This is a genomic window from Pseudoalteromonas sp. ECSMB14103 (assembly GCF_000813065.1).
GTDB classification, from domain to species: Bacteria; Pseudomonadota; Gammaproteobacteria; order Enterobacterales; family Alteromonadaceae; genus Pseudoalteromonas; species Pseudoalteromonas marina.
This window is the reverse complement of the sequence record NZ_JWGY01000003.1, coordinates 117,363-140,926: the sequence shown is the minus strand read 5'-3', so window position 1 is coordinate 140,926 and position 23,564 is coordinate 117,363. Positions and strand designations below refer to the sequence as shown.

The 23,564-nt window shown below is 39.9% G+C and carries 20 protein-coding genes; 13 read left to right on the top strand and 7 right to left on the bottom strand.

Features of this window, described 5'->3' with window-relative positions:
• Window positions 1-267: 267 nt before the first annotated feature.
• Entirely contained in the window at window positions 268-2,448 is a 2,181-nt protein-coding gene (locus tag RF53_RS08395; protein WP_008132891.1) for a malate synthase G, read from the bottom strand.
• Window positions 2,449-2,682: 234 nt separating this feature from the next.
• Here RF53_RS08395 and RF53_RS08390 point away from each other — a divergent pair, with 234 nt between their 5' ends.
• Window positions 2,683-4,284, top strand: coding sequence for an isocitrate lyase (locus tag RF53_RS08390; protein WP_006793310.1), 1,602 nt, complete (start codon window positions 2,683-2,685; stop codon window positions 4,282-4,284).
• A gap of 603 nt (window positions 4,285-4,887) precedes the next feature.
• Here the strand turns inward: RF53_RS08390 and RF53_RS08385 are convergent.
• The 3 genes from RF53_RS08385 to RF53_RS08375 all read right to left on the bottom strand — a co-directional run bounded on the left by RF53_RS08385 (window position 4,888) and on the right by RF53_RS08375 (window position 9,610).
• Entirely contained in the window at window positions 4,888-6,912 is a 2,025-nt protein-coding gene (locus tag RF53_RS08385; RefSeq protein ID WP_039037296.1) for a S9 family peptidase, read from the bottom strand.
• 159 nt (window positions 6,913-7,071) lie between these two features.
• Window positions 7,072-7,797, bottom strand: a complete 726-nt coding sequence (locus RF53_RS08380; RefSeq protein WP_039037295.1) for a 5-oxoprolinase subunit PxpA — start codon at window positions 7,795-7,797, stop codon at window positions 7,072-7,074.
• 1 nt (window position 7,798) lies between these two features.
• Window positions 7,799-9,610, bottom strand: a complete 1,812-nt coding sequence (locus RF53_RS08375) for a glycoside hydrolase family 3 protein (protein ID WP_039037469.1) — start codon at window positions 9,608-9,610, stop codon at window positions 7,799-7,801.
• Window positions 9,611-9,914: 304 nt separating this feature from the next.
• Between RF53_RS08375 and RF53_RS08370 the strand changes: the two genes are divergently transcribed.
• The 12 genes from RF53_RS08370 (at window position 9,915) to RF53_RS08315 (ending at window position 20,124) form a co-directional block, all read left to right on the top strand.
• Window positions 9,915-11,483: a sensor domain-containing diguanylate cyclase gene (locus tag RF53_RS08370; RefSeq protein WP_235420608.1), complete on the top strand. Its 1,569-nt coding sequence runs from the start codon at window positions 9,915-9,917 to the stop codon at window positions 11,481-11,483.
• Window positions 11,484-11,617: 134 nt separating this feature from the next.
• On the top strand, window positions 11,618-12,271 hold the full coding sequence (locus tag RF53_RS08365) for a thermostable hemolysin (RefSeq protein ID WP_039037294.1): 654 nt from the start codon (window positions 11,618-11,620) through the stop codon (window positions 12,269-12,271).
• Window positions 12,268-13,746: an AMP-binding protein gene (locus tag RF53_RS08360; protein ID WP_039037293.1), complete on the top strand. Its 1,479-nt coding sequence runs from the start codon at window positions 12,268-12,270 to the stop codon at window positions 13,744-13,746. The genes RF53_RS08365 and RF53_RS08360 overlap by 4 nt, the downstream gene beginning before the upstream one ends.
• Complete coding sequence (locus RF53_RS08355) at window positions 13,739-14,428, top strand: TenA family transcriptional regulator (protein ID WP_039037292.1); 690 nt, start codon at window positions 13,739-13,741, stop codon at window positions 14,426-14,428. Before RF53_RS08360 ends, RF53_RS08355 begins: the two co-directional genes overlap by 8 nt.
• On the top strand, window positions 14,425-15,195 hold the full coding sequence (locus tag RF53_RS08350) for an SDR family oxidoreductase (protein ID WP_039037291.1): 771 nt from the start codon (window positions 14,425-14,427) through the stop codon (window positions 15,193-15,195). The genes RF53_RS08355 and RF53_RS08350 overlap by 4 nt, the downstream gene beginning before the upstream one ends.
• A 13-nt stretch (window positions 15,196-15,208) precedes the next feature.
• Window positions 15,209-15,856: a hypothetical protein gene (locus tag RF53_RS08345; RefSeq protein WP_039037290.1), complete on the top strand. Its 648-nt coding sequence runs from the start codon at window positions 15,209-15,211 to the stop codon at window positions 15,854-15,856.
• An 11-nt stretch (window positions 15,857-15,867) separates the two neighbouring features.
• Complete coding sequence (locus RF53_RS08340; RefSeq protein ID WP_010556093.1) at window positions 15,868-16,527, top strand: response regulator; 660 nt, start codon at window positions 15,868-15,870, stop codon at window positions 16,525-16,527.
• Between the two features lie 62 nt (window positions 16,528-16,589).
• On the top strand, window positions 16,590-17,891 hold the full coding sequence (locus tag RF53_RS08335; RefSeq protein WP_039037289.1) for an ATP-binding protein: 1,302 nt from the start codon (window positions 16,590-16,592) through the stop codon (window positions 17,889-17,891).
• A complete protein-coding gene (locus tag RF53_RS08330) occupies window positions 17,884-18,237 on the top strand; it encodes a cupredoxin domain-containing protein (RefSeq protein ID WP_039037288.1) in 354 nt (117 codons plus the stop codon). Before RF53_RS08335 ends, RF53_RS08330 begins: the two co-directional genes overlap by 8 nt.
• Complete coding sequence (locus RF53_RS08325) at window positions 18,224-18,964, top strand: hypothetical protein (RefSeq protein ID WP_039037287.1); 741 nt, start codon at window positions 18,224-18,226, stop codon at window positions 18,962-18,964. The genes RF53_RS08330 and RF53_RS08325 overlap by 14 nt, the downstream gene beginning before the upstream one ends.
• Window positions 18,961-19,674 (top strand): hypothetical protein, encoded by a 714-nt coding sequence (locus RF53_RS08320; RefSeq protein WP_008132926.1) that lies wholly within the window; start codon window positions 18,961-18,963, stop codon window positions 19,672-19,674. Before RF53_RS08325 ends, RF53_RS08320 begins: the two co-directional genes overlap by 4 nt.
• Window positions 19,675-19,914: 240 nt before the next feature.
• Window positions 19,915-20,124, top strand: coding sequence for a cold-shock protein (locus RF53_RS08315; RefSeq protein ID WP_002959120.1), 210 nt, complete (start codon window positions 19,915-19,917; stop codon window positions 20,122-20,124).
• A gap of 423 nt (window positions 20,125-20,547) precedes the next feature.
• Here RF53_RS08315 and RF53_RS08310 read toward each other — a convergent pair whose 3' ends face one another.
• From RF53_RS08310 to udk, 3 genes are all read right to left on the bottom strand, one after another.
• Entirely contained in the window at window positions 20,548-21,258 is a 711-nt protein-coding gene (locus tag RF53_RS08310; protein WP_039037286.1) for a substrate-binding periplasmic protein, read from the bottom strand.
• A 267-nt stretch (window positions 21,259-21,525) separates the two neighbouring features.
• Window positions 21,526-22,752, bottom strand: a complete 1,227-nt coding sequence (locus RF53_RS08305) for a NupC/NupG family nucleoside CNT transporter (RefSeq protein WP_008132935.1) — start codon at window positions 22,750-22,752, stop codon at window positions 21,526-21,528.
• Between the two features lie 17 nt (window positions 22,753-22,769).
• The gene (udk, locus tag RF53_RS08300) at window positions 22,770-23,402 is read right to left on the bottom strand and encodes a uridine kinase (RefSeq protein WP_006794607.1); all 633 of its coding nucleotides are present in this window, start codon (window positions 23,400-23,402) and stop codon (window positions 22,770-22,772) included.
• Between the last annotated feature and the right edge of the window lie 162 nt (window positions 23,403-23,564).

Genomic DNA, 23,564 nt, shown 5'->3' with positions numbered 1-23,564 from the left:
GTCATTTTTTATAGCAAATACAAATTAAAAAGCGTGTTTTGTGTATACAAAACACGCTTTTTTGTATTTACAGAAATGTTAGGTATTCATAGAGGTTATTGTTTTATGTGTTTCTATTTTAAAGTTAGTTGTTTTAATTGTGTTTAAACACATTTTTAAAAATATTGGTGTGCTTATTTGTTGATTTAGAAAATAAAAAACCAGCCCTAAGGCTGGTTTTGACACGAAATAAACAATTAAGATACAGCGTTAAACATTTGGAGTGTACTAACTTTGCTGTAACTTATACTGTATACGGTAGCTATGTAATAACGGTTCAGTATAGCCACTAGGTTGTGTTGTTCCTTCAAGTACTAAGGCGAGGGCTGCTTGAAACGCAATACTATTTTTTAGTGTTTCAGGGCTGCTTGCCATTGGGGTATAGGCTTTATCGTGTTCGTTTTGGCCGTCTACTACCTTGGCCATTTTTGCCATAGTGGAAGTAATTTGCTCTTGTGTACATATGCCATGTAATAACCAGTTAGCCATATGTTGACTAGATATTCTAAGTGTTGCTCTGTCTTCCATTAGCCCTATATGGTTAATATCGGGTACTTTAGAGCAGCCTACACCTTGGTCTATCCAGCGTACTACGTAACCCAAAATACCCTGTGCATTGTTTTCAAGTTCGCTTTGTATGTCTTCTTTAGAGAGTGTTGACGTATCTTGCATAAGTGGCGGAGTAAGTAAGTCGTCAAGGCTTGCTATTGTACGCTCAGCGATTGCGTGTTGCTCAGTAAAAACATTAACATCATGGTAGTGCATAGCATGCAGCGTTGCAGCAGTAGGAGAGGGCACCCAAGCTGTATTAGCGCCCGATTTAGGGTGTGCTAACTTTTGCTCCATCATCAGCGCCATTTTGTCAGGCATAGGCCACATGCCTTTGCCTATTTGAGCTTTTTGGCTTAATCCACAGGCAAGGCCAATATCTACGTTGCGATCTTCGTAAGCACTTATCCAAGGCTGTTGTTTTATTTCAGCTTTAGGGAGCGCAACACCTGCTTGCATTGAGGTGTGAATTTCATCGCCTGTACGGTCTAAAAAGCCGGTGTTAATAAATACAACACGTTGTTTTGCTTCATTTATACATGCTTTTAAGTTTACAGATGTACGGCGTTCTTCATCCATAATACCCATTTTTAAGGTGTTTTTAGGTAAGTTTAAGGCTTCTTCTACATGGGTAAATAGTGTGCTTGTAAAAGCAACTTCTTCTGGCCCATGCATTTTAGGTTTTACAATATTAATGCTCTGCGCGCTGCTGTTTTTTACGCCAGAATTTTTATTTAAGTCGTGCAGGGCGGCTGTGGCAGTAAACATTGCATCCATTATACCTTCAAAAACAGGCTCGCCGTAAACGTCTGTAATGGCTGGGTTTGTCATTAAGTGGCCCACGTTTCTTACAAACATCATGCTTCGGCCTTTAAGCGTTATGGTACCGCCATCAATAGAAGTATACGTTTTGTCGCTTTGCAACGTACGTTCTACAACTTTGTCGCCTTTTTTAAACGATTCGACTAAGTTACCTTGCATTAAACCAAGCCAGTTTTTGTAAACTTGCACTTTATCTTGTGCATCTACGGCGGCTACAGAATCTTCACAATCCATAATAGTAGTTAGGGCTGCTTCAAGTACCACATCTTTTAAACCCGCTTTATCAGCTTGGCCAATAATATGGTGGTGATCTATCTGTAATTCTATATGTAAGCCATTGTTTTTAAGCAATACAACGCTTGGGTTTTGGGCTTCGCCTTGGTAGCCAATTAACTGAGAGGGGTCAGCTAAAGTGGTTTGAGAGCTGTCACGCAGCGTAATAACTAATGCGCCGTTTACAACAGAATAATTGGTGCTTTCAATATGTGAGCCGTTTTCAAGTGGCAGTGCTTTGTCTAAAAACTGGCGTGCGTATGCCATTACTTTAAAGCCACGAACCGGATTATAGGTAGTGCCTTTTTCTGCCCCGTCATCTTCACTTAACACATCTGTGCCATATAAGGCGTCGTATAACGAGCCCCAACGTGCGTTAGCTGCATTAAGTGCAAAGCGTGCGTTACTTACTGGAACAACTAACTGTGGGCCTGCTGTAACCGCTATTTCGGGTTCAACCTGTTGTGTTTCAATTTTAAAATTTGCAGGCTCTGGCACTAGGTAGCCAATGTCACTTAAAAAACGTTGGTATTGCTTGCTATCCCACGTTTTATTTGCAATGTGGTACTGATCAATTTGCTGTTGCAGCTGTTCTCGCTTAGCCAGCAACGCTTTATTTATTGGCGTGAGCGTTTGAACAATCTTTGCAAAGCTTTGCCAAAATTGTTGTTCTGATAAGTGTGTACCAGGTAATAGTTTAGTTTTAACAAAGTCAGCAAGCTCTAAATCTACGCTGAGTCCTGAATGTGTGAGAGTGTGGGTCATAATTGCCTTCCTTAAACGGTCGCCATAGTATTTGTGCGTTTGAGCAACAATAACGTAAAAAAGCCATGTTGAGTGTGTTTTTGATATTCACAAAAAATATAGTCGTAATAAAAACTATAAATTTACTAAATCTAAAAAATAAGCCTAATGTTGAATTAAGCGCTACGGAGCACTTGCAACGTTGCCACTCTCACAACATTAAATTATTTATATACCCGTTCGAAGGACTTTATTATGACAACATATCAACGCGAAACCGACACACTTTCTACTTTATGCCAATCTCAAGGAAATGCATGGCAGGCAATTAACCCTGAGTATGCAACTCGCATGCGTTTACAAAATCGCTTTCGTACTGGGATTGAAATTGCACAATACACAGCTGACGTAATGCGTGAAGATATGGCCGCTTACGATAAAGATACAAGCCAGTACACACAGTCTTTAGGGTGTTGGCATGGATTTACTGCCCAGCAAATGATGATGGCTATTAAACGCCACCAAAAAACAACTAAACGTAGTTATGTTTACTTAAGTGGTTGGATGGTTGCTGCACTTCGCTCTGCGTTTGGTCCATTACCTGACCAAAGTATGCACGAAAAAACATCTGTTCCTGCGCTTATTGAAGAAATTTACACATTCTTAAAGCAAGCCGATGCCCGTGAGCTTGACCACTTATTTAATGACCTAGATGAAGCAAAAGCGAATGGTGGCGACGTTCAAGCTGTGCTTGATAAAATTGACAACTTTGAAACGCATGTTGTGCCAATTATTGCTGATATTGATGCAGGTTTTGGTAACGAAGAGGCAACTTACCTACTTGCTAAAAAAATGATTGAAGCAGGTGCATGTGCTATTCAAATCGAAAACCAAGTATCTGATGCTAAACAATGTGGTCACCAGGCGGGTAAAGTAACCGTGCCTCACGAAGACTTTTTAGCAAAAATTAATGCGGTTCGTTATGCATTTTTAGAGTTAGGTATCGACAACGGTATTATTGTTGCGCGTACTGATTCGTTAGGTGCTAGCTTGACTCAAAAAGTGCCTGTATCGCAAACGCCAGGTGATTTAGCAAGCCAGTACAATGCCTTTTTAGAGACTACACCTATTAATGGCGTAGAGGACTTAAACGAAGGTGATACGGCAATGAAAATCAACGGTGAGCTGTGTAAACCTACTCGCCTTGAAAATGGCCTATACCAGTTCCGTGAAGGAACAGAGAAAGACCGCGTAGTACTTGACTGTGTAACTAGCCTACAATCTGGCGCTGATTTATTGTGGATTGAAACAGAAAAGCCACACGTAAAACAAATTGCTGAGCTTGTAAACCGTGTAAAAGAGCAAGTACCAAATGCTAAACTAGTATACAACAACTCACCTTCGTTTAACTGGACGCTTAAGTTCCGTGAGCAAGTGTACCAAGAGTGGCAAGAAGCGGGTCGCGATTTGAGCGCTTACCCAAGCCTTGGTGATAACAAAGGCCTAATGGCACCAGAAATGGATGCAACAGAGCTTGCAGCCGCAGCTGATGTATTGGTACAAAATTTCCAACGTGATGGTGCACGTGAAGCGGGTATCTTCCACCACTTAATTACGCTGCCTACTTACCATACTGCAGCACTTAGCACAGATATTTTATCAGAAGGTTACTTTGGTGACTTAGGTATGCTTGCTTATGTACGTGATGTACAACGCCAAGAAATTCGCCGTGAACAAGCATCTGTTAAACACCAAGACCTAGCAGGTTCTAACATTGGTGATACACACAAAGAGTACTTCTCTGGTGATAACGCGTTAAAAGCCGGTGGTGAAGATAACACCATGAACCAGTTCTAAAAATTTCTAGATAGTGTTACTCAAGGGCCGTAAGGCCCTTTTTTTTATGTGTCATAAATATTTTTACTTCACTCACTAATAGCAAAGCCTTTATTAGTGTTAAAAGCGGATAGTGTATGAGAAATAAAACTTACATTAGGTTACTTAGTTAGTTGAGATCAGGTTTTAACCAACTATAGATATGCGGATCACGTTTTAACTAGCTAACCGAATTTGTAGATCAGAGTTTAACTAACCCTTTAATAAAAGCGTTTTGTAAGTGCTTTTTTGCTGTAAAGGGGCCTTAAAAAGCTATTAAAGTAATCAAAAACGTTATTTTTTGTTTTTTTTGGTGTTTAAATTCGATTTATAAACCGATTTTTTACTAACGTATACCTTTCACAAAACAAAATTTTACCAACTGAAAGGCTATAAACAGTGACTCAAACCGATTTTTTACTAACTCAAGCTATAAAAAAAGCTATAAACCGAAATTTTACTAACTGAGAAATAGACTAAGTCCGATATTTAATATGCCCTAAAAGTGTAAAGGGGGTTTACACTTTGCACATACGTAAAAGCCACTTTTAAAAAGTGGCTTTTAGTAATTTAATTAATGTAATGCTATTTACTGTGCTTATCAAACCACCATTGAATGTAAGCAACTTTAGTCATTAAATTAGAAGGGCGAGCTGTAATACCATGCGATGCATCTGGTATGCGAACCATCGCGGTGTCAACACCTTGTAATTTTAGTGCTTGGTAGTATTGCTCTGTTTCAGAAATAGGTGTGCGATAGTCTGCTTCACCTGTAAGCAGCATTGTGGGTGTAGTAACATTACCTACATAGCTAATTGGCGAACGTTTCATGTAATGCGCTATGTGATCCCATGGTTTGCCTGGGAACCAGTAATCAGCAAAAAATGGATAAAAGTCGGCAGTTAGTACAAAGCTGATCCAATTTATAACAGGTTTAGCAACAACAGCTGCAGCAAATCGATCTGTATGTCCAACAATCCATGCTGTTAGTACACCTCCGCCAGAACCACCGGTAACAAATAGTTTAGACTCATCAATAAACCCTTTTTTAATAAGAGCATCAACCCCAGACATTAAGTCATCAAAGTCATTACTTGGGTAATTATGATGAATGGTTTGTGCAAACTCTTTCCCATACGAATCACTTCCGCGCGGGTTCATGTATAACACCACATTACCTTTTGCTGCAAAAAGCTGAACTTCGGCACTAAAGTGAGGGCCATAATTAGCGACCGGCCCGCCGTGAATTTCGAGTACTAGAGGATACTTTTTAGTTTTATCAAACCCTGGCGGGTAAGCAATCCATCCTTGAATAGGTAATTGGTCGTGGCTTGATTTAAGCCAAATCTCTTCCACTTTTGCCAGTTGTTTATCACCTAGCGCATCGCTATTAAGCGTGGTTAAGCGCTGAGTTTTACCGCGTTTAATGCTCGCTACATCCGCAGGGCGTTGAGTGTCAGCAAGTGTAAACGCGATATCGCCGTTGCTGCTTACATCAAAATCTCCGCCTGAGTATGGTCGTCCAAATGCTACACTGCCAATTTGTTCGGTGATCACTTTACGCTTACCACTTCGAGGTTGATAAGCAAGGGTAGTTTGCCCTTCATTGGCATAGCTAAAGTAAACCCCTTTAGAGTTTGCAGCCCATTTTATTTGCCCAACGCTTCTATCAAAGTTGGGTGTTAAGCTTTTGGTGTTACCCGTTTTTAAATCACGAATGTAAAGTTGAGTATTTTCGTAGTTAGTGCGTTTATCGTCATATCCTGTATACGCAAGGTAACGACCATCAGGGGAGACTTTGGGTTGTTGATCTGGGCCATTTCTATTTGTCACAGCTTCAATGGCTAATGTATTAAGATTTAACTTATATACTTCGCTGTTTGTAGGCTTGAGTTCACCATTTTTATGCCTATTGGCTGAGTAGTAAAGTAAGCTGCCATCTTTGCTAAAGCTAACATCACCTGCGTTATCAAATTCATCGCTAGTAAGTTGCTTAGCATTTCCGCCATTAGCATCAAGAGTAAATAATTGATTAAAGCCTTTTTGCGAGTATCCACCACCATCAGCTCGATAGTATACTTCATCAATAAATTTAGCTGGCTCTGCCCACGTTGCACCTTTTGGTTTTCCTGGCAAATTAACTGGTGGCGAGTTTTTACTTGGTACAAACATGCTGAATACAAGCTGGCTTGAATCGGGGCTCCAACTAATAGCGCGAGGGTTACTGGTTAAATTACTTATTTTGGCAATGGCACCGGTTTTAAGCCACTTCATATAAATTTGGCTGCTGCCATCGCGGGTAGATATAAAAGCAAGGCGCTGCCCATCTGGAGAAAGTACCGGCGAGTAATCCATATGAACGCCTGAAGTGAGCGGCTGCATTTGTTTGGTTTTGTAATCAACAGACCAAATGTTTCCCACTTTTCGGTCTGTTTTTATATCCATGCGGTTTCGCACAAAGTAAACGGTTTTTCCGTCGTCAGTAATATCTATTTGATTTGCATATTCTAAATCAAATACATCTTGAAGTTGCAATGTGTGTGTATTGTCGTTTGCGATGGCCAAATGGCTTGCGCTTAATATAAAACTAAGTGCTAAAAGTTGTTTCATTATTAATCCCTGTTGTTAACTTATGTACAGTTATAAGTGAGGGATTATTAAATTAACAGTGCAATGCGATGAAGCTCATATTTAACTCTATGGGTGTATTTAACAAGTTGGGGTAAAAAGCTGTAAAGGGGGTTTACAGCTTTCATATATTATTAAATGTCAGTCACACAGTGCTTTTATTCCTTTAATGAGTTCAATTGCATCATTATTGTCTCCATGCACACATAGGCTATGTGCATTAAGCATAAGTTGCTTACCTGAGCGTGTGGTTACACTACCTGTTTGTAAGAGCTGTTTGACTTGTGTAAGTATGGCCGGTTTATCATGCACGCTGCCATCGAGTTTGCGAGAGACCAAATGGCCCTCATCAGTGTATTGCCTATCTGCAAATGCTTCGAGTACTAGTTCTACATTAAACTGTTTAGCTAACTGGATGTGTTTATCTGCTTGATTAGTCGCTAAAATCATCAGCTTTAGTTTACTAGGGTAGTTCGCGACAGCAGATATAATGGTTGCTAATACGTCGTTGTTAGCCATCATATCGTTATAAAGTGCACCATGTGGTTTTACATAGCTTAACGTAAGCCCCTGTATTTTTGCCATGCCTTCAAGCGCTGCTATCTGATACTGAATACAATTAGTTAGTTCGCTTGTTGTTAACGCCATAGAGCGTCGTCCAAATCCTTGAAGATCAGGGTAACTGGGATGCGCGCCTACCGTTACGTTGTTTTTTTTAGCTAACGCTAATGTTGTTGCTATTACATCAGGGTCACCGCCGTGAAAACCACAAGCAATGTTCGCCATATTAATATGTGGCATAACTTGATCATCTAGCCCCATTTTCCATGAACCAAAGCTTTCGCCCAAATCACAATTTAGTTTCATGTTAATTGCCTTTTTGCGGTTTAATTGTAACAGGCAAGGTGCCATTGGCAGTGGCTTGGCCTACTAATACTTTAGCGAGTGCGGTAAATGCAGGGCCTGAAACACGCTCGAGCGTGTCTACATCAATATTGTAAGCATATGAGGCCAGTACACTGTGGGCATAGTCGCCAAATTTAGCAATGTCGTAAGGAGCCCTCAAACTTATAAATACAGTTCGCTTGTTAAATTTGTTAGCCATGGCAAGCAGAGACTCAAGCGCTTGTGGCTGTTCGCGCGTATTAAGCGCAAAACTAGGGTCATCTTTTAAATCATCCATGCCACCAATTTCAACCGCGCTTTGATTGGGCGTGGCATTACCCGCTATAACAATATCAGCTGTTTTAATGCTCTGGGTTGCTTGTGCGGGGTCAAACCCTTGTAAGCTGCTGCAGCTGAACGTAATAGATGATGAACTTGCAGATTCAATTGCTTGCTGCATAGCCATACATTTACGGGTGTCGGGCATAATAATATGTATATGTTGGCCATCATCTAAATTTAGTGGCAATGTGTTTTCTGTGTTTTTTACCTGTGTTATTGCTGCTAAAGCAAGCTCAGCTTCTATTTTTCTGTGTTGTTTATTGCCTATTATACTTTTTGCATTAACTACTGCATTAATAGGGTCAAACTCAGTAGATAACTCAAATGCATTTTTAAGCGAAATAATACGCGCAGCCGATTGTGTTATTTCTTGCTCATCTAACTGATTTGACTCGACAGCATGAACTAACGATTTAATAAGCTCATCAAGCTTTTTTATATCATCGGGCGTTCTTATTTCTATAGGCATAAGCGCAATATCAACGCCGGCTAAAAATGTATTTATAACAGCTTGAATGGGTGTGAAAAACTGACTAATACCTGCCATATCAAGTGCATCGGTAACCACTACGCCTTTATAGTTAAGCTCACCTCTTAAAATGTCGGTAATAATAGTGCGCGACATAGTGGCGGGTTTAATCATTGTTTTGCCTTCTACAGAGACAAAGGTTGAGCTATCAAGCGCAGGATATTGTATGTGCGCTGTCATGATCATACCGGGATTTTGCTTAGCAATAATGTGTTTAAAAGGGGCTAAATCTTGTTCGTAAATAGTGCTTTTTGAGTGGGCAACGTTAGGGAGTCCTGTGTGGCTATCAACGTGAGTATCGCCATGTCCCGGAAAATGTTTGAGCGATGTAATTATGCCATTACTCTCAAACCCAGCAACTTGTGCTGCGCCGAGTTCACTCACTCGTTGTGGGTTCTCACCAAACGAGCGTACATTTATAACGGGGTTGTCTGGGTTCATATTCACATCAATGGTGGGTGCATAATTTACATTGATCCCCAGAGCTGTTAGCTCATTGGCAATAACCGTTGCTGATTTAGTAGCAAAGTCAACGCCATGCTGTTTATAGGTTGCACCAATAGACATATTACCCGTGAATGACGTTGCAACATCACGCGGCAAACGCGCAACTCTTCCGCCCTCTTGGTCTATTGATATAAATAGTGGTAGTTTACTTAAAGATTTACTGGCAGCCACTTGAAGTTGATGGCTAAGCGTAATGGTTTGTTCAATTGACTGAGTGTTTTCTGAAAATAATATAACGCCACCAATGTTATAGTCGCTGATTACGCGCGCCAATGACTCTGGTAGCTTTGTCATTGGTGTTCTGCAATGTTGACCAGTGCCTTGTTCACAAAAATAGCGAAAATCGAGCATTAACTTTTGCCCCAGTTTTTGCTCAAGAGAAAGAGCCGGTTTTGCAACCGCTTTAATTGATGGCATTAAGCACCCAGATATAAAAATAATTGACGATAAAACATACTTATTTAGCAAAATACACTCCAAAGCTAAATAAAATGAACAAGTGAAAGCAGCTTATCTATTTTTTTATACAACTGCAAAATAAGCGCACCCTAGTTAGTAGAGGGAATGTAACGTCACAATGTAATAAAAAGTTATTTGGCTGGTTATTAAAAATACACTATGTGCTCAAATATTAGATAATTAATAAATGGCGGGGTATAATTGTAAATACTTTTTAACAAAGTACTTGCTTTAATAGCAGTGTACTGTGGGCTGTTTACTTTTGCTGAATAAATTATTTCCTGTGCTTAATCTGCGTCTTCTTATTGTGCTATTGGCTTTTTCTGCGGCTTTAGCCACGCTCATTAGTAGTTTTCATTCAACGTACCAAGTACAAAAAGAGCAGTTAATAAGCCATACATTAGAAAGTAACTTCGCTTACGCTAATAAATTAGCTTCAGCAACCGACAACTTTTTAGAGTCGGCAAAACAACAACTTGCATATTCAGCAAATAAAATTGAGCAAAACATAAATAATGCAGCATTACTGCAAGAAGAAGTAACGCGCTTAAATTTGCAGACAAATAGCTTTAATTCAGTAGTTATCAGTAAGAATGGGGTTATAAATGCCACATCTCCTTATTTATCTGAGATCATAGGAAAATCAATTTCCTCTCCCGGCGCAACACAGGCTTTAAAAGAAAAAAAGCCACTTATTAGTATGCCGTACATGTCAGCAGCCAATAATTTAATTATATTTATATCGCACCCCTTATTTAACGAAGAAGGGAATTATTTAGGCTACGTGGGCGGCTCGTTATATTTAAAAGAAAGAAATATTTTAAACGATCTCCTAGAGCAACACTTTTACGAAGGGGGATCGCACCTTTATGTCGTCGATGCTAATAAGCAAATCCTTTATCACCCAGATAGTAAACGAATAGGTACAAGCGTTGCCAATAATAAAGTAATCAATGCGGTTATTACAGGAGAAGCGGGGCAAGCCGTTGTTGTAAATAGCAAAGGGGTAAAAATGCTCGCAGGATTTTCACCCGTTATTAATTCAAACTGGGGCGTAGTGGCCCAACGTCCCATCAAAGCAACACTTGCGTCTCTAGATACATTAATCATGGAAGTATTTGCAAGAACGCTCCCCATGGCGTTGGTCACCTTCATACTCATAGGCGTATTTTCGTATTTTATTTCACGCCCATTAAAGCAACTCGCTAGTAGCGCAAACAGACTCGACGAAGTAAACAGCATAGAAAAGCTAAAAAGAATAAAAGCGTGGTACTTTGAAAGCCAAAGATTGAAGCTGGCCATGCTTAATGGCGTCAATATTTTACAAACACAAATAGGGCAACTTAAGCACGATGCCCAAACCGATCCGCTGACAAACACCCACAATCGTAGAAGCTTAAATGGTTTACTTAGCCAGCTAATGTTAAAGCAAACACCTTTTGCTATTTTAGAAATAGACATCGATTTTTTTAAACGTGTGAACGATACCTTTGGGCACGATAAAGGCGATGAAGCACTTAAAGTATTAGCCGATATTATAAAAAAGATCTCTCGAAAAGGGGATATTGTATCGCGTATTGGTGGTGAAGAGTTTTTACTTGTATTGCCTCATGAAGATAGCCAAAGCGCTCTAAAAATAGCAGAGCGATTACGCACCACTGTTGAAACAACGCAAATGGAAACAATCGGTTTCATTACCGTTTCAATCGGAATTGCAACTTGGCCAACCCATAGCAATGACATAGACCAAGTATATAAATGTGCAGACAAAGCGCTTTACCATGCTAAAGAGCATGGCCGTAATCGCTGCGTAGTGGCAGAGCCTAGTTAGTATAGACATGTTTAACTTGAATTAAACTTTACTTTAAAAGCCCTTAAATTTATTTAAGGGCTTTTTTGTTTCTTAAGTTTTTTTTAAGTTTCGCTCTTTAACTTATAAACATACTCCTTAAACGGGCGATGTTTATGCAATTAGCACAGTTAAATTTATCACTAGATAACATATCAAATTCGGCACATTTAATAACTGCTCGAGAGAATGATGAGCATCGTAATGCACTAGAATCTGCGGTAAAAGATGGCTTTTTAGTAGCTTACAATGCAACGCTTAAATCATTTATGCCACTACTTTGCCAATACACAACAAGTGAGGGGCAATGTACGTTAGGTTTAAGGCAAGCCACCTCTCCCTTATTTATTGAGCAGTACACTGCAGAGCCCATTGAGCACTTTTTATTAAAACAAACTCCGCGTAGCAAAATATTTGAGCTAGGTAACTTATGCTCTACACATCGCAGGGCAACGCTTGGTCATTTTATTGTTGTTAACGAGGCACTTTACAATGCTGGAGCTAAGTATTTAGTATTTTGCGCCACAAAAAAAGTAAGGGCGATGGTTCGAATGCTGGGTGTTAACTGCACTGAGGTTGCTGTTGCAAACAGCTTTGTGGTTGAAAACCCATTAAGTTGGGGAAGTTATTATGCAAACCAACCTACGGTGTGCATTGTTAATTTAGCGCAGGCACATCAGCAAGTACTTAACACACCCATGCTGTTAAATATTAAACAGCAAAACACACAACAAATTAATGCCTTGATGACTGCGTTGGAGAGCTTATGAGCCTATTAAATAATATTAATAAGGTAGCGAATGAGCCAGTGGTTGTTAGTTACTTAGCCAATAAAGTGATGCCTATTAGTGCTTTGGAGTTAAAACAAGAAACTAATAAGCTAACAGCTATTTTTAACGCTTTAGACTCAGGTGCAATTGCCTTCCAGCTTGATAACACTCCAGCTTGGCTGGTTGTTGATGCCGCAACCAGTGCTGCAAATAAGGTTGCGGTGCCTATCGCCCATTTTTTTAGTCAGCAGCAAACACAGTATGTGCTAGCGCAATGTGGTGCGCAGTTTTTTATTAGTGATATGCCTCGTTATTCGCTTGGTAAGCATTCATTGTCGGTAACATTATTTGAGCATTATACCCTTTATATTTATCAGCTCGATGCGATTGAACCCGTGGACTATTTTACTGGTACGCAAAAAATTACATTTACTTCAGGTTCTACTGGCGAGCCAAAAGGGGTGTGCTTATCAACACAAAGCCAGATGCAGGTAGCTCAATCATTATGTGAGCAAATAAACATTAGTAATCCCGTGCATTTATGCTTACTCCCGCTGCCAGTACTATTGGAAAATATAGCGGGTGTGTATGCGCCTTTGTTAAGTGGCGGTTGTGTACATTTAATGCCGCTAAACGAATTAGGTTTTGTTGGCTCAGGGTTAAAAAACCCTAAGAAACTCATTGGTGCAATCGATAGTGTAAAACCTAACACCCTTATTTTAGTACCTGAGTTATTAACGTGTTTAGTTGCCTTTGCAAAACAAGGCTGGCAGCCACCAAAGTCACTTAAGTTTATTGCTGTTGGCGGAGCACGGGTTAGTGAATCTTTAATTTTAACTGCACGAGAATATAACCTACCGGTTTATCAAGGTTATGGTCTGTCTGAGGCTGCCTCAGTAGTGAGTTTAAACACCCCCAACTATGACGACATAAATAGTGCTGGTGAAGTATTAGGGCACGTTGAAACGAAAGTTGAAAATGATGAGTTATTTATTAAAGGAGCGTTATTTTTAGGGTATTTAAATCAAGCGCCGCATAACCCAAATACCTGGTACGCCACTGGCGACTTAGTATCTAAGCGTAATAATAAGCTGTACATAAAAGGGCGAGTAAAAAATCTGATCATCACCAGTATGGGGCGTAATGTTAGCGCCGAATGGCCTGAATCATTAATTTTAAGCCAAAGTGCGATACAGCAAGCGGTGGTGTTTGGTGAAAGCCAGCCATTTTTAAGCGCGCTTATTTATGCGGCTCCCAGATTTAGTGATGAGCAATTAAAAGCACATTTAAAAACAGTAAACCAGCAACTTCCTGACTACGCACAGATTAAAAAGTGGCATCGTTTGGCCCAACCTTTAAACGAGCAGCAAGGATTATTAACCGCTAATAATCGCCCTAAACGAGCGGCAATTAGCCAGCACTACAGCCCTATTTTTGAACAGTTTTACCGACTTGGAGAAGTGATCCATGAGTGATTTTTTTAATACATTAAAAGCACAAACTCAAAACGAGCGTGAGTACTTATTAGCTGCGCCAATTATACAGCGTGTATTTAACGGACAAGCAACGCTTGAAGAGTATGCCTCGTTTTTAGCGCAGGCTTATCATCATGTAAAACACACTGTTCCTTTAATGATGTCACTAGGCGCACGTTTAACTGATGAGCAAGAATGGTTACGAGAAGCGGTAGCTGAATATATTGAAGAAGAAATTGGTCATCAAGAGTGGGTGCTAAACGATATTGCAGCCTGTGGGTTTGATAAAGAAAGTGTGCGTCATAGTCAGCCACAATTCGCCACTGAAATGATGGTGTCGTATGCCTACGATAGTATTGCACGTAAAAATCCGCTTAGCTTTTTTGGCATGGTTCACGTATTAGAGGGGACCTCAATTGCGCTTGCTGATGGAGCTGCATCAAACATAGCGAATGCAATAGGGCTTCCTAAAAAAGCATTTAGCTATTTAACCTCTCACGGCGCGCTTGATATAGAGCATGTTAAGTTTTTTGAAAACTTAATGAATCAAATTACAGACGAGGCGGATCAGCAGGCTATTTTACATGGTGCAAAATGTTTTTATCGTTTGTACGGCGGTATTTTTCGCGCTTTAGACGACGAGCCGTTTTTTAAAGCATCAGCACAAGAGCAACACGCATGAATACCGGCTTATGTGTATTAACTGGTGCGGCAGGCGGAATTGGTCAAGCGATTGCTAAAACATTACACGGCCAAGGTTGGCAGTTACTTTTGGTAGGGCGAAATAGTGATGCCCTCAATACGTTAAGTAGCCAATGTCCCGGTAGTATAGTTTTTGTGGGGGATTTAACGGTTGCCGAAAACATGTTGGCACTAGCCATTAAAGCCAAAAAATTAGGGGGCGCTAAGTTACTCATAAACAATGCAGGCATTAATGTAATGCAAAGCTTAAGTGCATCGAGTAGTGAGCAAATTGATAATCTACTGAGCACTAATTTAGCCGTCCCTATGAAATTATGTCAGCTGTTTTTAGCGCAGTTGCACGCGAATAAAGGCTCCATAGTTAATGTTGGGTCGTCATTTGGCAGCATAGGTTACCCGTATCAAACACTTTACTGTGCTAGTAAGTTCGGTTTACGTGGTTTTAGCGAAGCGCTATCACGAGAGCTTTCAGACACACCCGTTAAAGTTAGTTATTTAGCACCAAGAGCAACCGATACAGATATTAATGATGCACAAATACGAGCAATGAATAAGGCGCTTGGTAATCAAATGGACTCCCCGCAGTTGGTAGCTGATGAGTTAGTTGCATTATTAAACTCAAATAAAACCAGACGATTTATTGGTTTTCCTGAGAAACTTTTTGCACGTATCAATGGCGTTTTTCCAGGTATTGTGGATAACGCAATTGCCAAACAGCTTCCTAAAATAAAACAGTTTTTAGGTTAATAGAGGATTTATTATGAAAAAATTTACTTTAGTAGCTTATTTAAGCATTGTTAGTGTGTTTTCATCGCCGGTATTTGCAGACGAACAAAGCGATTTACTCGCTATTCAACAGCAGTGGGCTGTCGCTAATTATGAGCTTGAAGGTGATGCACAAATCAAAGCCTTTACTCAACTAAGTGAGCAAAGTGCTCAATTTATTGAAAGCTACCCTGATTCAGCAAATAGCTATACGTGGAACGGCATTGTACTGGCCAGTTTTGCTGGTGCAAAAGGCGGATTAGGGGCACTGGGCTATGCTAAAGATGCAAAAGCGTCATTAGAGCAAGCCATTAAGGTAGACGACAGTGCTTTAGGTGGCTCAGCGTATGCCAGCCTAGCAACCTTATACAGTAAAGTACCGGGGTGGCCTATTGGTTTTGGTGATGATGACACCGCCAACAAGTTTTATAAGCAAGCGCTCGCTTTTAACAAAAAAGGCATTGATACTAATTACTTGTATGGTGAGTTTTTATATGACGAACGTGAATATGAGCAAGCTAAAGCCCATTTGTTAGTTGCGCAAGCAGCAGGTATTCGTGATACTCGTGCTAAAGCTGATAAATATCGTCAACAAGCAATTAGCTCTTTATTAGCTAAAGTAGATAAAAAACTAAAGAGATAACAAAATAAACAATGCATTTATTATTAGTTGAAGATGATCATCTTGTGGCGCAAGGGCTTTGCCGCTCATTGCGCCAAGAAGGCTACAGTGTAGAGCATAGCGCAACGGTTAAGCATGCATTGCAATGCTTAGGCAGTGGTGAAATAGAGTTGGTTATACTTGATCTAGGTTTACCCGATGGTGATGGTTCACAAATTTTAAAGCACATAAAAGCACAAAAAAAAGTGATTCCGGTGGTTATACTAACTGCACGAAGTAGCATTGATGACAAAGTGCAAGGGCTTGATATGGGCGCTGATGATTATTTAGCTAAGCCATTTGAACCAGCCGAATTATTTGCTCGTTTGCGCGTAGCAAGCCGACGAGTAAATCAAGCTCAGTCGAGTTTATTACAGTGTGGTGAAGTGACTATGGACACGTCAGCGCATAGTGTCACACTCAGCGATGAGCTGCTTTCTCTGCCACGAAAAGAATACATGCTGCTAAAGGCACTATTGGAAAACCAAGGTCGCGTGCAATCTAAACAGCAGTTAGAAAATAAACTCTATCAGTGGGGAGAAGAGGTTGGCTCTAACACCATTGAAGTACATATTCATCACCTACGAAAAAAATTCCCCAGCGATTTTATTAAAACTCTCCGTGGTATTGGTTATGTCGTGGGAAAGAGATAGCTCACGTGATTAAAACGCCCCTAGATTGCACAAACTTGAATTTACAAAGGTAACCATACTCTATGTCAATTCGTAAGCGTTTAACTCTTATTTTACTATCAATGATGGTGTTTACGTGCTTTTTAGCTTTAGTCAAAGGCTACCAAAAAAGTATGAGCCATGGTGAGCAACTACTCGATAGTGAGCTAAAAGTGGTCGCTGGAGTGTTGATGCAACAGCCTTTATCTATAAACGCTATGGCGCCAAAAATGCAAGAAAGCGCCCAGTTACTGTATCAAATTTGGCAAGCTGGTGAGCTCCTTAGTGGCTCTGACGAATTAAATCTTGATTTGAGCCAGTATCAAGCGGGTTTTCAAACGCTTAATATTGCAGGACAGCGAATGCGGGTATTCGTTTTTGTTACTTCTTTACGCACCGTGATTGTTGCCGAGCCGATTGCTAAGCGGTTTGAACTTGCCGAGGCGGTTATTTTATCAGCTATGTTGCCTATGCTCTGGGCGGTTCCTTTGCTTGCGCTATTTATTAGTTTTTTTGTTAAATATGCACTGGCACCATTAACCCGTTTATCAAAACAGTTAGCTCTGCGCCAAGCAAATGACTTCACTGCGATCAATTGGCAGGTGACAGATGAAGAAATAAAACCGGTGATCAGCCGCTTAAACGATTTATTCAAACGCGTAGAAACCGCCTATTTACGAGAGCGTTTTTTTGCCTCTGATGCGGCACATGAATTACGTACTCCCCTGAGCAGTTTAAAAATTAATGTGCACAATTTGGCAGCTCAACAAGGAGATAACCAAGAACTACAAGCCATGACCCAAGGTATTAATCGACTGTCCAATATAGTCGAGCAAATGCTAATACTAGGGCGTACTCAGCCAGAGCAGTGGCAAAAACAGTTTAAGGAGCAGTCATTATTAGCGATCACGCAAGAAGGTGTTAGCCAGTTGTATGAAAAAATAGAGGCTAAAAACCACACTATCAGCCTTGAAGGAGATGATTTTATCATTAACGGTGATGAATTTACCTTAGTGACGTTGATTTCAAACCTACTTAGCAACGCTATAAAGTACGCACCAGCCAATGGACAAATAAAAATAACGCTAAAGCAGATGCACAAGCAGCGTATTTGGCAAATAGAAGACAGTGGCCCAGGTATGACGAACGATCAAAAACAACGGATATTTAACCGTTTTTATCGTGTTGGCGGTGACCAACACCCTTCGGGTGAACAAGGTGCGGGTTTAGGCATGGCAATAGTGCAGCATATTATTGCTATTTACCGCGCTGAAATTCACTTAACGGATAGTGATTTGGGTGGCTTAAAAGTACAGGTAGTTTTTGCAGGAGCTAAATGTGATTAAACAACTTATTAGGCCTTACTTATATTGTTGTGTATTTTTATCATTTAACGCCGCCAGTAAAGACTATCTTATTGTACTTAAAGATCATTTGTTTTACCCCGCAGAAATCGTCGTGCCGGCCAATAAAAAGGTACGCTTGTTAATCGAAAATCAAGATAGTACGCCTGAAGAGTTCGACAGTTTCGATCTCAATCGAGAGAAAGTACTTTACCCAAAGCGCAAAAGCGTTATTTATATCGGGCCATTAATCCCTGGGCGCTATGAATTTTTTGGCGAGTTTTCGCCCAATACGGCGCGTGGTGCTGTCATAGTGACTGAAAAGGAGCGTTCTAATGCTAATAACTAGCCTAGTGATGAGTCTAAACCAGTTACTGCCGGTGGCTATTTTACTTATTTTACTCCAAGTTGTAGCCAAGCAAAGTTTAATGAAATTGTTGGGAGGGCTTATTTTAGGGATCGGGCTTTCATTTTTGTTTGTTAAAAGTGCGCCATTAATGAGCCCCTTGTTTGACTATCAGGGATTAGAATATGCCCAAATTGGTTTGTGTATTTTAATTTTTATTAGTGCACTGTACTACGTCATTAAACAAGCAACAGCTGCTTTTATGATTGCGATTATCAGTGTAATGACACTTTATTTAAGTCACTACATTATTTACCTGATTGGCTTTTGGCAAAGCAACGAAGCGGCTCAAAGTTTATTTATTGGCACTTTTTTAGGGTTGGGAATATGCAGCAGCTTTAGCGTCTTGTTGTATTTTTTATTGAGTGCAATCAAACAGCGCTTTGGGCTTACCCCTTTATTGGTATTGTTAGCTTTAAATAGTGCGGCAAAACTAGTTGTGGCGCTTGATTTGGCGAGCCAAATTGATTTGATACCAACAACGGTAACCGTATGGGATTTACGTGACATTTTAACCGAAAACTCAGAGTTTGGGAGAGTATTGCGAGCTCTGATCGGTTATGAGGCTACGCCAAATTTAACCAGTCTTTTAAGCTATGTGCTGAGCAGCGTGTTATTTTTATCTGCTTGTTATTTTATTCCTAAATCAATCACTAAGGAAAAATCATGAAAGCAATAAACCTATTTGCAGCTACTGTATTAATTGGTTTTTGTTTATTAATACCTAAGCTCGCTTATGCTGATGGCATAGTAGTAGATAAAGTTTATCACCCGTATGTGTTGCCGTTTGAACGAGAGCTTGAGTGGCGCCTTGTGTCGCATCAAACCGACAGTGGCAATATTTTAGCTCAACGTATTGGTTTAGGTGGCGCCATTAACGACACTATGGCACTCGAAGGTTATTTAGTGGGTGAGCGAGATGATAACGGCGACTTTGGCTTGCAAGCGTATGAATTGGAGCTTAGATGGCAACTAATAGAGCAAGGCCGGTTATGGGCTGATTGGGGCGCTTTGTTTGAATTTGAAAAACAGCATGACGCCGACGCATACGAAGCAACCTCCGGTTTTGTAATTGAAAAAGAGTTTGGTCGTGCAAGTCTCACCATGAATGCTTTTTTGGTATACGAATGGGGGCAAGACATAGAGAACGAATGGGAAACAGAGTTTAGGGCACAATATCGTTACCGATACTTGTCTGCGTTTCAACCCTCTATTGAGTTATATGCAGGGGAAGATTTTATCGGAATTGGGCCCGGGTTTATTGGGCTATACCGGTTTGAAGGGCAAAAACAGCTAAAATGGGAAGCTGGCTTTATAAGTGAAATTAGCCAGTCTGAAAAAAACCACAGTTTTAGACTTGCCCTAGAATTTGAATTTTAAGCATATAAACACAGGTTGATTATTTATTGCTCAATAAAATAAGGAAGTGCTTGACTTATATTTGGTTATCTATATAGTGGGCCGCAGCTAGAAAGAAAGCATGTAAGCTATAAATCTCCATTTCGTTGTTGTATAAGTAATACTTGTAGTACCGTCCTGAAGTTTTTAAAGTACCATCTCATTTTTTGCTACACCCGCTCATATGAGCATATTTTTTTATTTTTATATCAGGATATTACAATGTCTAACATCGTATCAGGTACAGTTAAGTGGTTCAACGAGTCTAAAGGTTTTGGTTTCATCGAGCAAGAAAATGGCCCAGACGTTTTCGCACATTTCTCAGCAATCAAAAGCGAAGGTTTCAAAACTTTAGCTGAAGGCCAACGTGTAGAGTTTACTCTTTCACAAGGTCAAAAAGGCCCTCAAGCTGATAACATCACAGCTGTATAATTTTACTTTTTAAGTAAAATGAAAGAAAGCGCCTAGGGCGCTTTTTTTGTGCCTAAAATAAACCTAACTTATGTAACAACCCTACCTACTACACACAAGCACAATTTAAGTGATTCTATTTCCCCCTAAACACCACTACTTTTTGGCAGTAATACGTGGCAATAAAATGTCGAAATAGCCAGTTTTAATGAATAATACCAACTCCCTTAATTAAGTGATCTTTTGAGGATGAAAAAGCGCGTGAAAGTTGCTCTAAATGAGTTTTTTACGCAGATAATGATACGTTTTGCATTGCAGGTTGGTATAAAGCGAAGAAGCTGACAAGTGCTTGCAGCGCTTATTAAAGTACTAATTAATACGATGAGGTAACAACACTTGTTATTGGTTTACAGCACAGGTAAACAATACAAATTAAAAGTTTGCTTATTTACCGTAAGGGCTTTTTTTAGTTTTGTTTATCTCTTTATGTGCTTTTTGCATTTTTTCTATAAGAACTGTATCTGTATCTTTATTTGCAGCTAAATAAGCAACCGTTGTTAGTGCATCTATTTTAAAAATAAACTTTAAGTGGCCAGGCTTAAGTTTGAAGTAATCACTGTATTGGAGCATGTAATGCGGGTCATCTAATATTAGATCTACTTTTTTGGCTAGTAGTAACTTATAAGAATGCTGTATATCTGAAGTTATAACGCCCTCAAACCCCATTTTAGTGAGAGTTTGTGTTGAAAAGTCGTTATGTTGCATAGCTATTTTGTAATTTTTTGCTTGGTCAATATTATTGATTACTATATCGGTTCTGCTTGATAGCCCAACAAACCCCATTTCAAAGCGACCAATTTCCCCAACCCACTGAAATTGCTCTTCACGTTCTGGCGTGCGAGCAATGCTGTAAATAAACGTATTTTTTTCCTCGCTTGCCATTTTGTAGGCGCGGGCCCAAGGGTACATTTGTATGTTTGGCGTTAAACCTGCCTGTTTAAATATATCTCTTATGTACTGTGTTCCTTTACCTTGAACTTCACCGTCTATTAAAACTTGATTAGGTGGTGCTAATTCTGTAACAACCAGCAAAGGCTCTTCAGCTAAAGTGCTAAATGATAAAAAAAGGATAAAAAAGGTCAGATTATATTTCACTACAACTAGTCAATTTAGGCTTGGAGACACTTAATTAAGTGTGGTTTAAAATTGTTAAATTTACAAAGTATTAGTAGTTATTTGAGTTGTAAAAATCTCATAATGAAAATAAAGAGAGGATATAGGAAGGAAGGTAACTTTATTAAAGCCCTAAAACGATAAAAGGGCCTTGCGGCCCTTGGTGAAGTATCGTTCAAGTCAGCTAGCACTTTAACCCCTTAAAGTACTAACTTCTTGTTTTGCAACACCGGTTCATCTCTTAAGTTTCTAAGCTAGCGAGAGGAAAAACCCAGCAATTGCTGCGCTCATAAGGTTAGCCATAGATCCTGCTAACACTGCTCTGAGCCCTAAGCGTGCGATATCCTTCCGCCTGCTAGGCGCCATACCGCCTAACCCACCTAGTAAAATGGCTATCGATGATAAGTTAGCGAATCCACACAAAGCAAACGTAACAATTGCTTGTGTGTGCGCACTTAACGTATCGCGATAATTTATAAAGTCTAAGTAAGCAACAAACTCGTTTACTACTATCTTTTGACCAATAAAGCTGCCGGCTATAATTGCTTCATCCCACGGTACACCGAGTAACCATGCAACAGGAGCAAATACATAACCTAAAATTTCTTGTAGCGTTAATGTTGGATGATCAAACCATCCGCCTACACCACCTAATAAACCATTTAGAAGCGCAATTAACGCTACGAATGCCAGTAGCATTGCACCAACATTAAGTGCTAAATGCATACCATTTGCCGCACCTGATGCAGCAGCATCAATTACGTTTACCGGTTTATCATCGTCGTTTAAATCTAAATCAGCTAAGTTGTCTTTAGGTGTTTCGGTTTCTGGCACAATCATTTTTGCCATTAAAAAACCACCTGGTGCCGCCATAAAGCTGGCTGCAATTAAGTACTTAAGCTCTACACCAATAATTACGTAACCAGCCATTACAGAGCCAGCTACAGTGGCTAAGCCACCTACCATTACAGCAAATAACTCAGACTTGGTCATTGTTGCTATAAACGGTTTAACAATTAACGGCGCTTCAGTTTGGCCAACAAATATATTTGCCGTCGCTGAAAGTGATTCTGTTCGCGAGGTTTTTAAAAGCTTTTGTAAACCACCGCCTAAAATTTTAATTATCCAGTCCATAATGCCTATGTGATATAAAACAGCGACCAGCGCTGAGAAAAACACAATAACGGGCAAAACCTGAATTGCAAAAATAAAACCTAGCGTGTCTTGCGATGCCAGTGGGCCAAACAAAAAGCCAATCCCGTCATTCGCGTAGCCAATAACCGATGAAACGGCAGCTGACATACTTGCTAATACGTTTTTTCCTGCGTCAAAAAACAGAACAAAGCCGCCAATAACAACTTGCATTGCAAATGCTATAGCAACGGTTCTTAAATTAATTGCCTTGCGATTAGTTGACGCGGCAAAGGCAATGCCCAGCAGCACACACATGCCTACCAAGCTCATAAATGTTGTCATACAAATGTTTCCCGTTGTTATTCTTGTAGTAAATATTTAATTTTACTTTTTATAATATCAATCGCAACGCGGTTCATGCCGCCTCGAGTCACTACTAAATCTGCATTATGCTTAGAAGGCTCAATAAATTGATAAAACATCGGTCTTACAGTTGCTTGATACTGTTCAACAACAGATTGTAACGTTCTGCCTCGCTGCTCCATATCACGTTGCATACGACGCATTAAGCAGATATCTAAAGGAGTATCTATAAATACCTTAATATCAAATTCTTTATTTAGCGCTTTGTCGCTCAGTAATAAAATACCTTCAACAATTAAAATTTTTGCAGCGGCTACACGTCGCGTTTTATCGCTGCGGGTATGCTGTGCATAATCATATGTTGGTACTTCTACTGAATTTCCACTACGAAGTTGAGTTAAATGTTCAAGCATTAACTCATGTTCAAATGCATCAGGGTGGTCGTAGTTCGTTTGCGTACGATGAGCCATCGGCAAATGCGACTGATCCTTGTAATAAGCATCTTCTTCAATAATGGCAATTGCGCCCGGTTCAAGCTCATTAACCAACTCGTTGTATATAGTTTGGCTAAACAGAGATTTGCCCGACGCAGACGCGCCAGCAATAGCTATAATAGTTGTTCGTGTCACTAAAGTTCTCACCCACACAGAAGGATATATTGTTGGTAGATCACAATAGCAAAAAAGACACGATTAATCTCTTTTGCTTCGCTTAAGAACGCAAATTTATAATGTTTAGGTTTTATGAAACAGGACTTTTGTCCTGTACGGAAAAATCGTTCAGCAGATAAA

Bases quoted from the DNA above. Each gene is read 5' to 3' on its own strand.
- RF53_RS08395 (WP_008132891.1), bottom strand. From the start codon at position 2,448: ATGACCCACACTCTCACACATTCAGGACTCAGCGTAGATTTAGAGCTT.
- RF53_RS08390 (WP_006793310.1), top strand. From the start codon at position 2,683: ATGACAACATATCAACGCGAAACCGACACACTTTCTACTTTATGCCAA.
- RF53_RS08385 (WP_039037296.1), bottom strand. From the start codon at position 6,912: ATGAAACAACTTTTAGCACTTAGTTTTATATTAAGCGCAAGCCATTTG.
- RF53_RS08380 (WP_039037295.1), bottom strand. From the start codon at position 7,797: ATGAAACTAAATTGTGATTTGGGCGAAAGCTTTGGTTCATGGAAAATG.
- RF53_RS08375 (WP_039037469.1), bottom strand. From the start codon at position 9,610: ATGCCATCAATTAAAGCGGTTGCAAAACCGGCTCTTTCTCTTGAGCAA.
- RF53_RS08365 (WP_039037294.1), top strand. From the start codon at position 11,618: ATGCAATTAGCACAGTTAAATTTATCACTAGATAACATATCAAATTCG.
- RF53_RS08360 (WP_039037293.1), top strand. From the start codon at position 12,268: ATGAGCCTATTAAATAATATTAATAAGGTAGCGAATGAGCCAGTGGTT.
- RF53_RS08355 (WP_039037292.1), top strand. From the start codon at position 13,739: ATGAGTGATTTTTTTAATACATTAAAAGCACAAACTCAAAACGAGCGT.
- RF53_RS08350 (WP_039037291.1), top strand. From the start codon at position 14,425: ATGAATACCGGCTTATGTGTATTAACTGGTGCGGCAGGCGGAATTGGT.
- RF53_RS08345 (WP_039037290.1), top strand. From the start codon at position 15,209: ATGAAAAAATTTACTTTAGTAGCTTATTTAAGCATTGTTAGTGTGTTT.
- RF53_RS08340 (WP_010556093.1), top strand. From the start codon at position 15,868: ATGCATTTATTATTAGTTGAAGATGATCATCTTGTGGCGCAAGGGCTT.
- RF53_RS08335 (WP_039037289.1), top strand. From the start codon at position 16,590: ATGTCAATTCGTAAGCGTTTAACTCTTATTTTACTATCAATGATGGTG.
- RF53_RS08325 (WP_039037287.1), top strand. From the start codon at position 18,224: ATGCTAATAACTAGCCTAGTGATGAGTCTAAACCAGTTACTGCCGGTG.
- RF53_RS08320 (WP_008132926.1), top strand. From the start codon at position 18,961: ATGAAAGCAATAAACCTATTTGCAGCTACTGTATTAATTGGTTTTTGT.
- RF53_RS08315 (WP_002959120.1), top strand. From the start codon at position 19,915: ATGTCTAACATCGTATCAGGTACAGTTAAGTGGTTCAACGAGTCTAAA.
- RF53_RS08305 (WP_008132935.1), bottom strand. From the start codon at position 22,752: ATGACAACATTTATGAGCTTGGTAGGCATGTGTGTGCTGCTGGGCATT.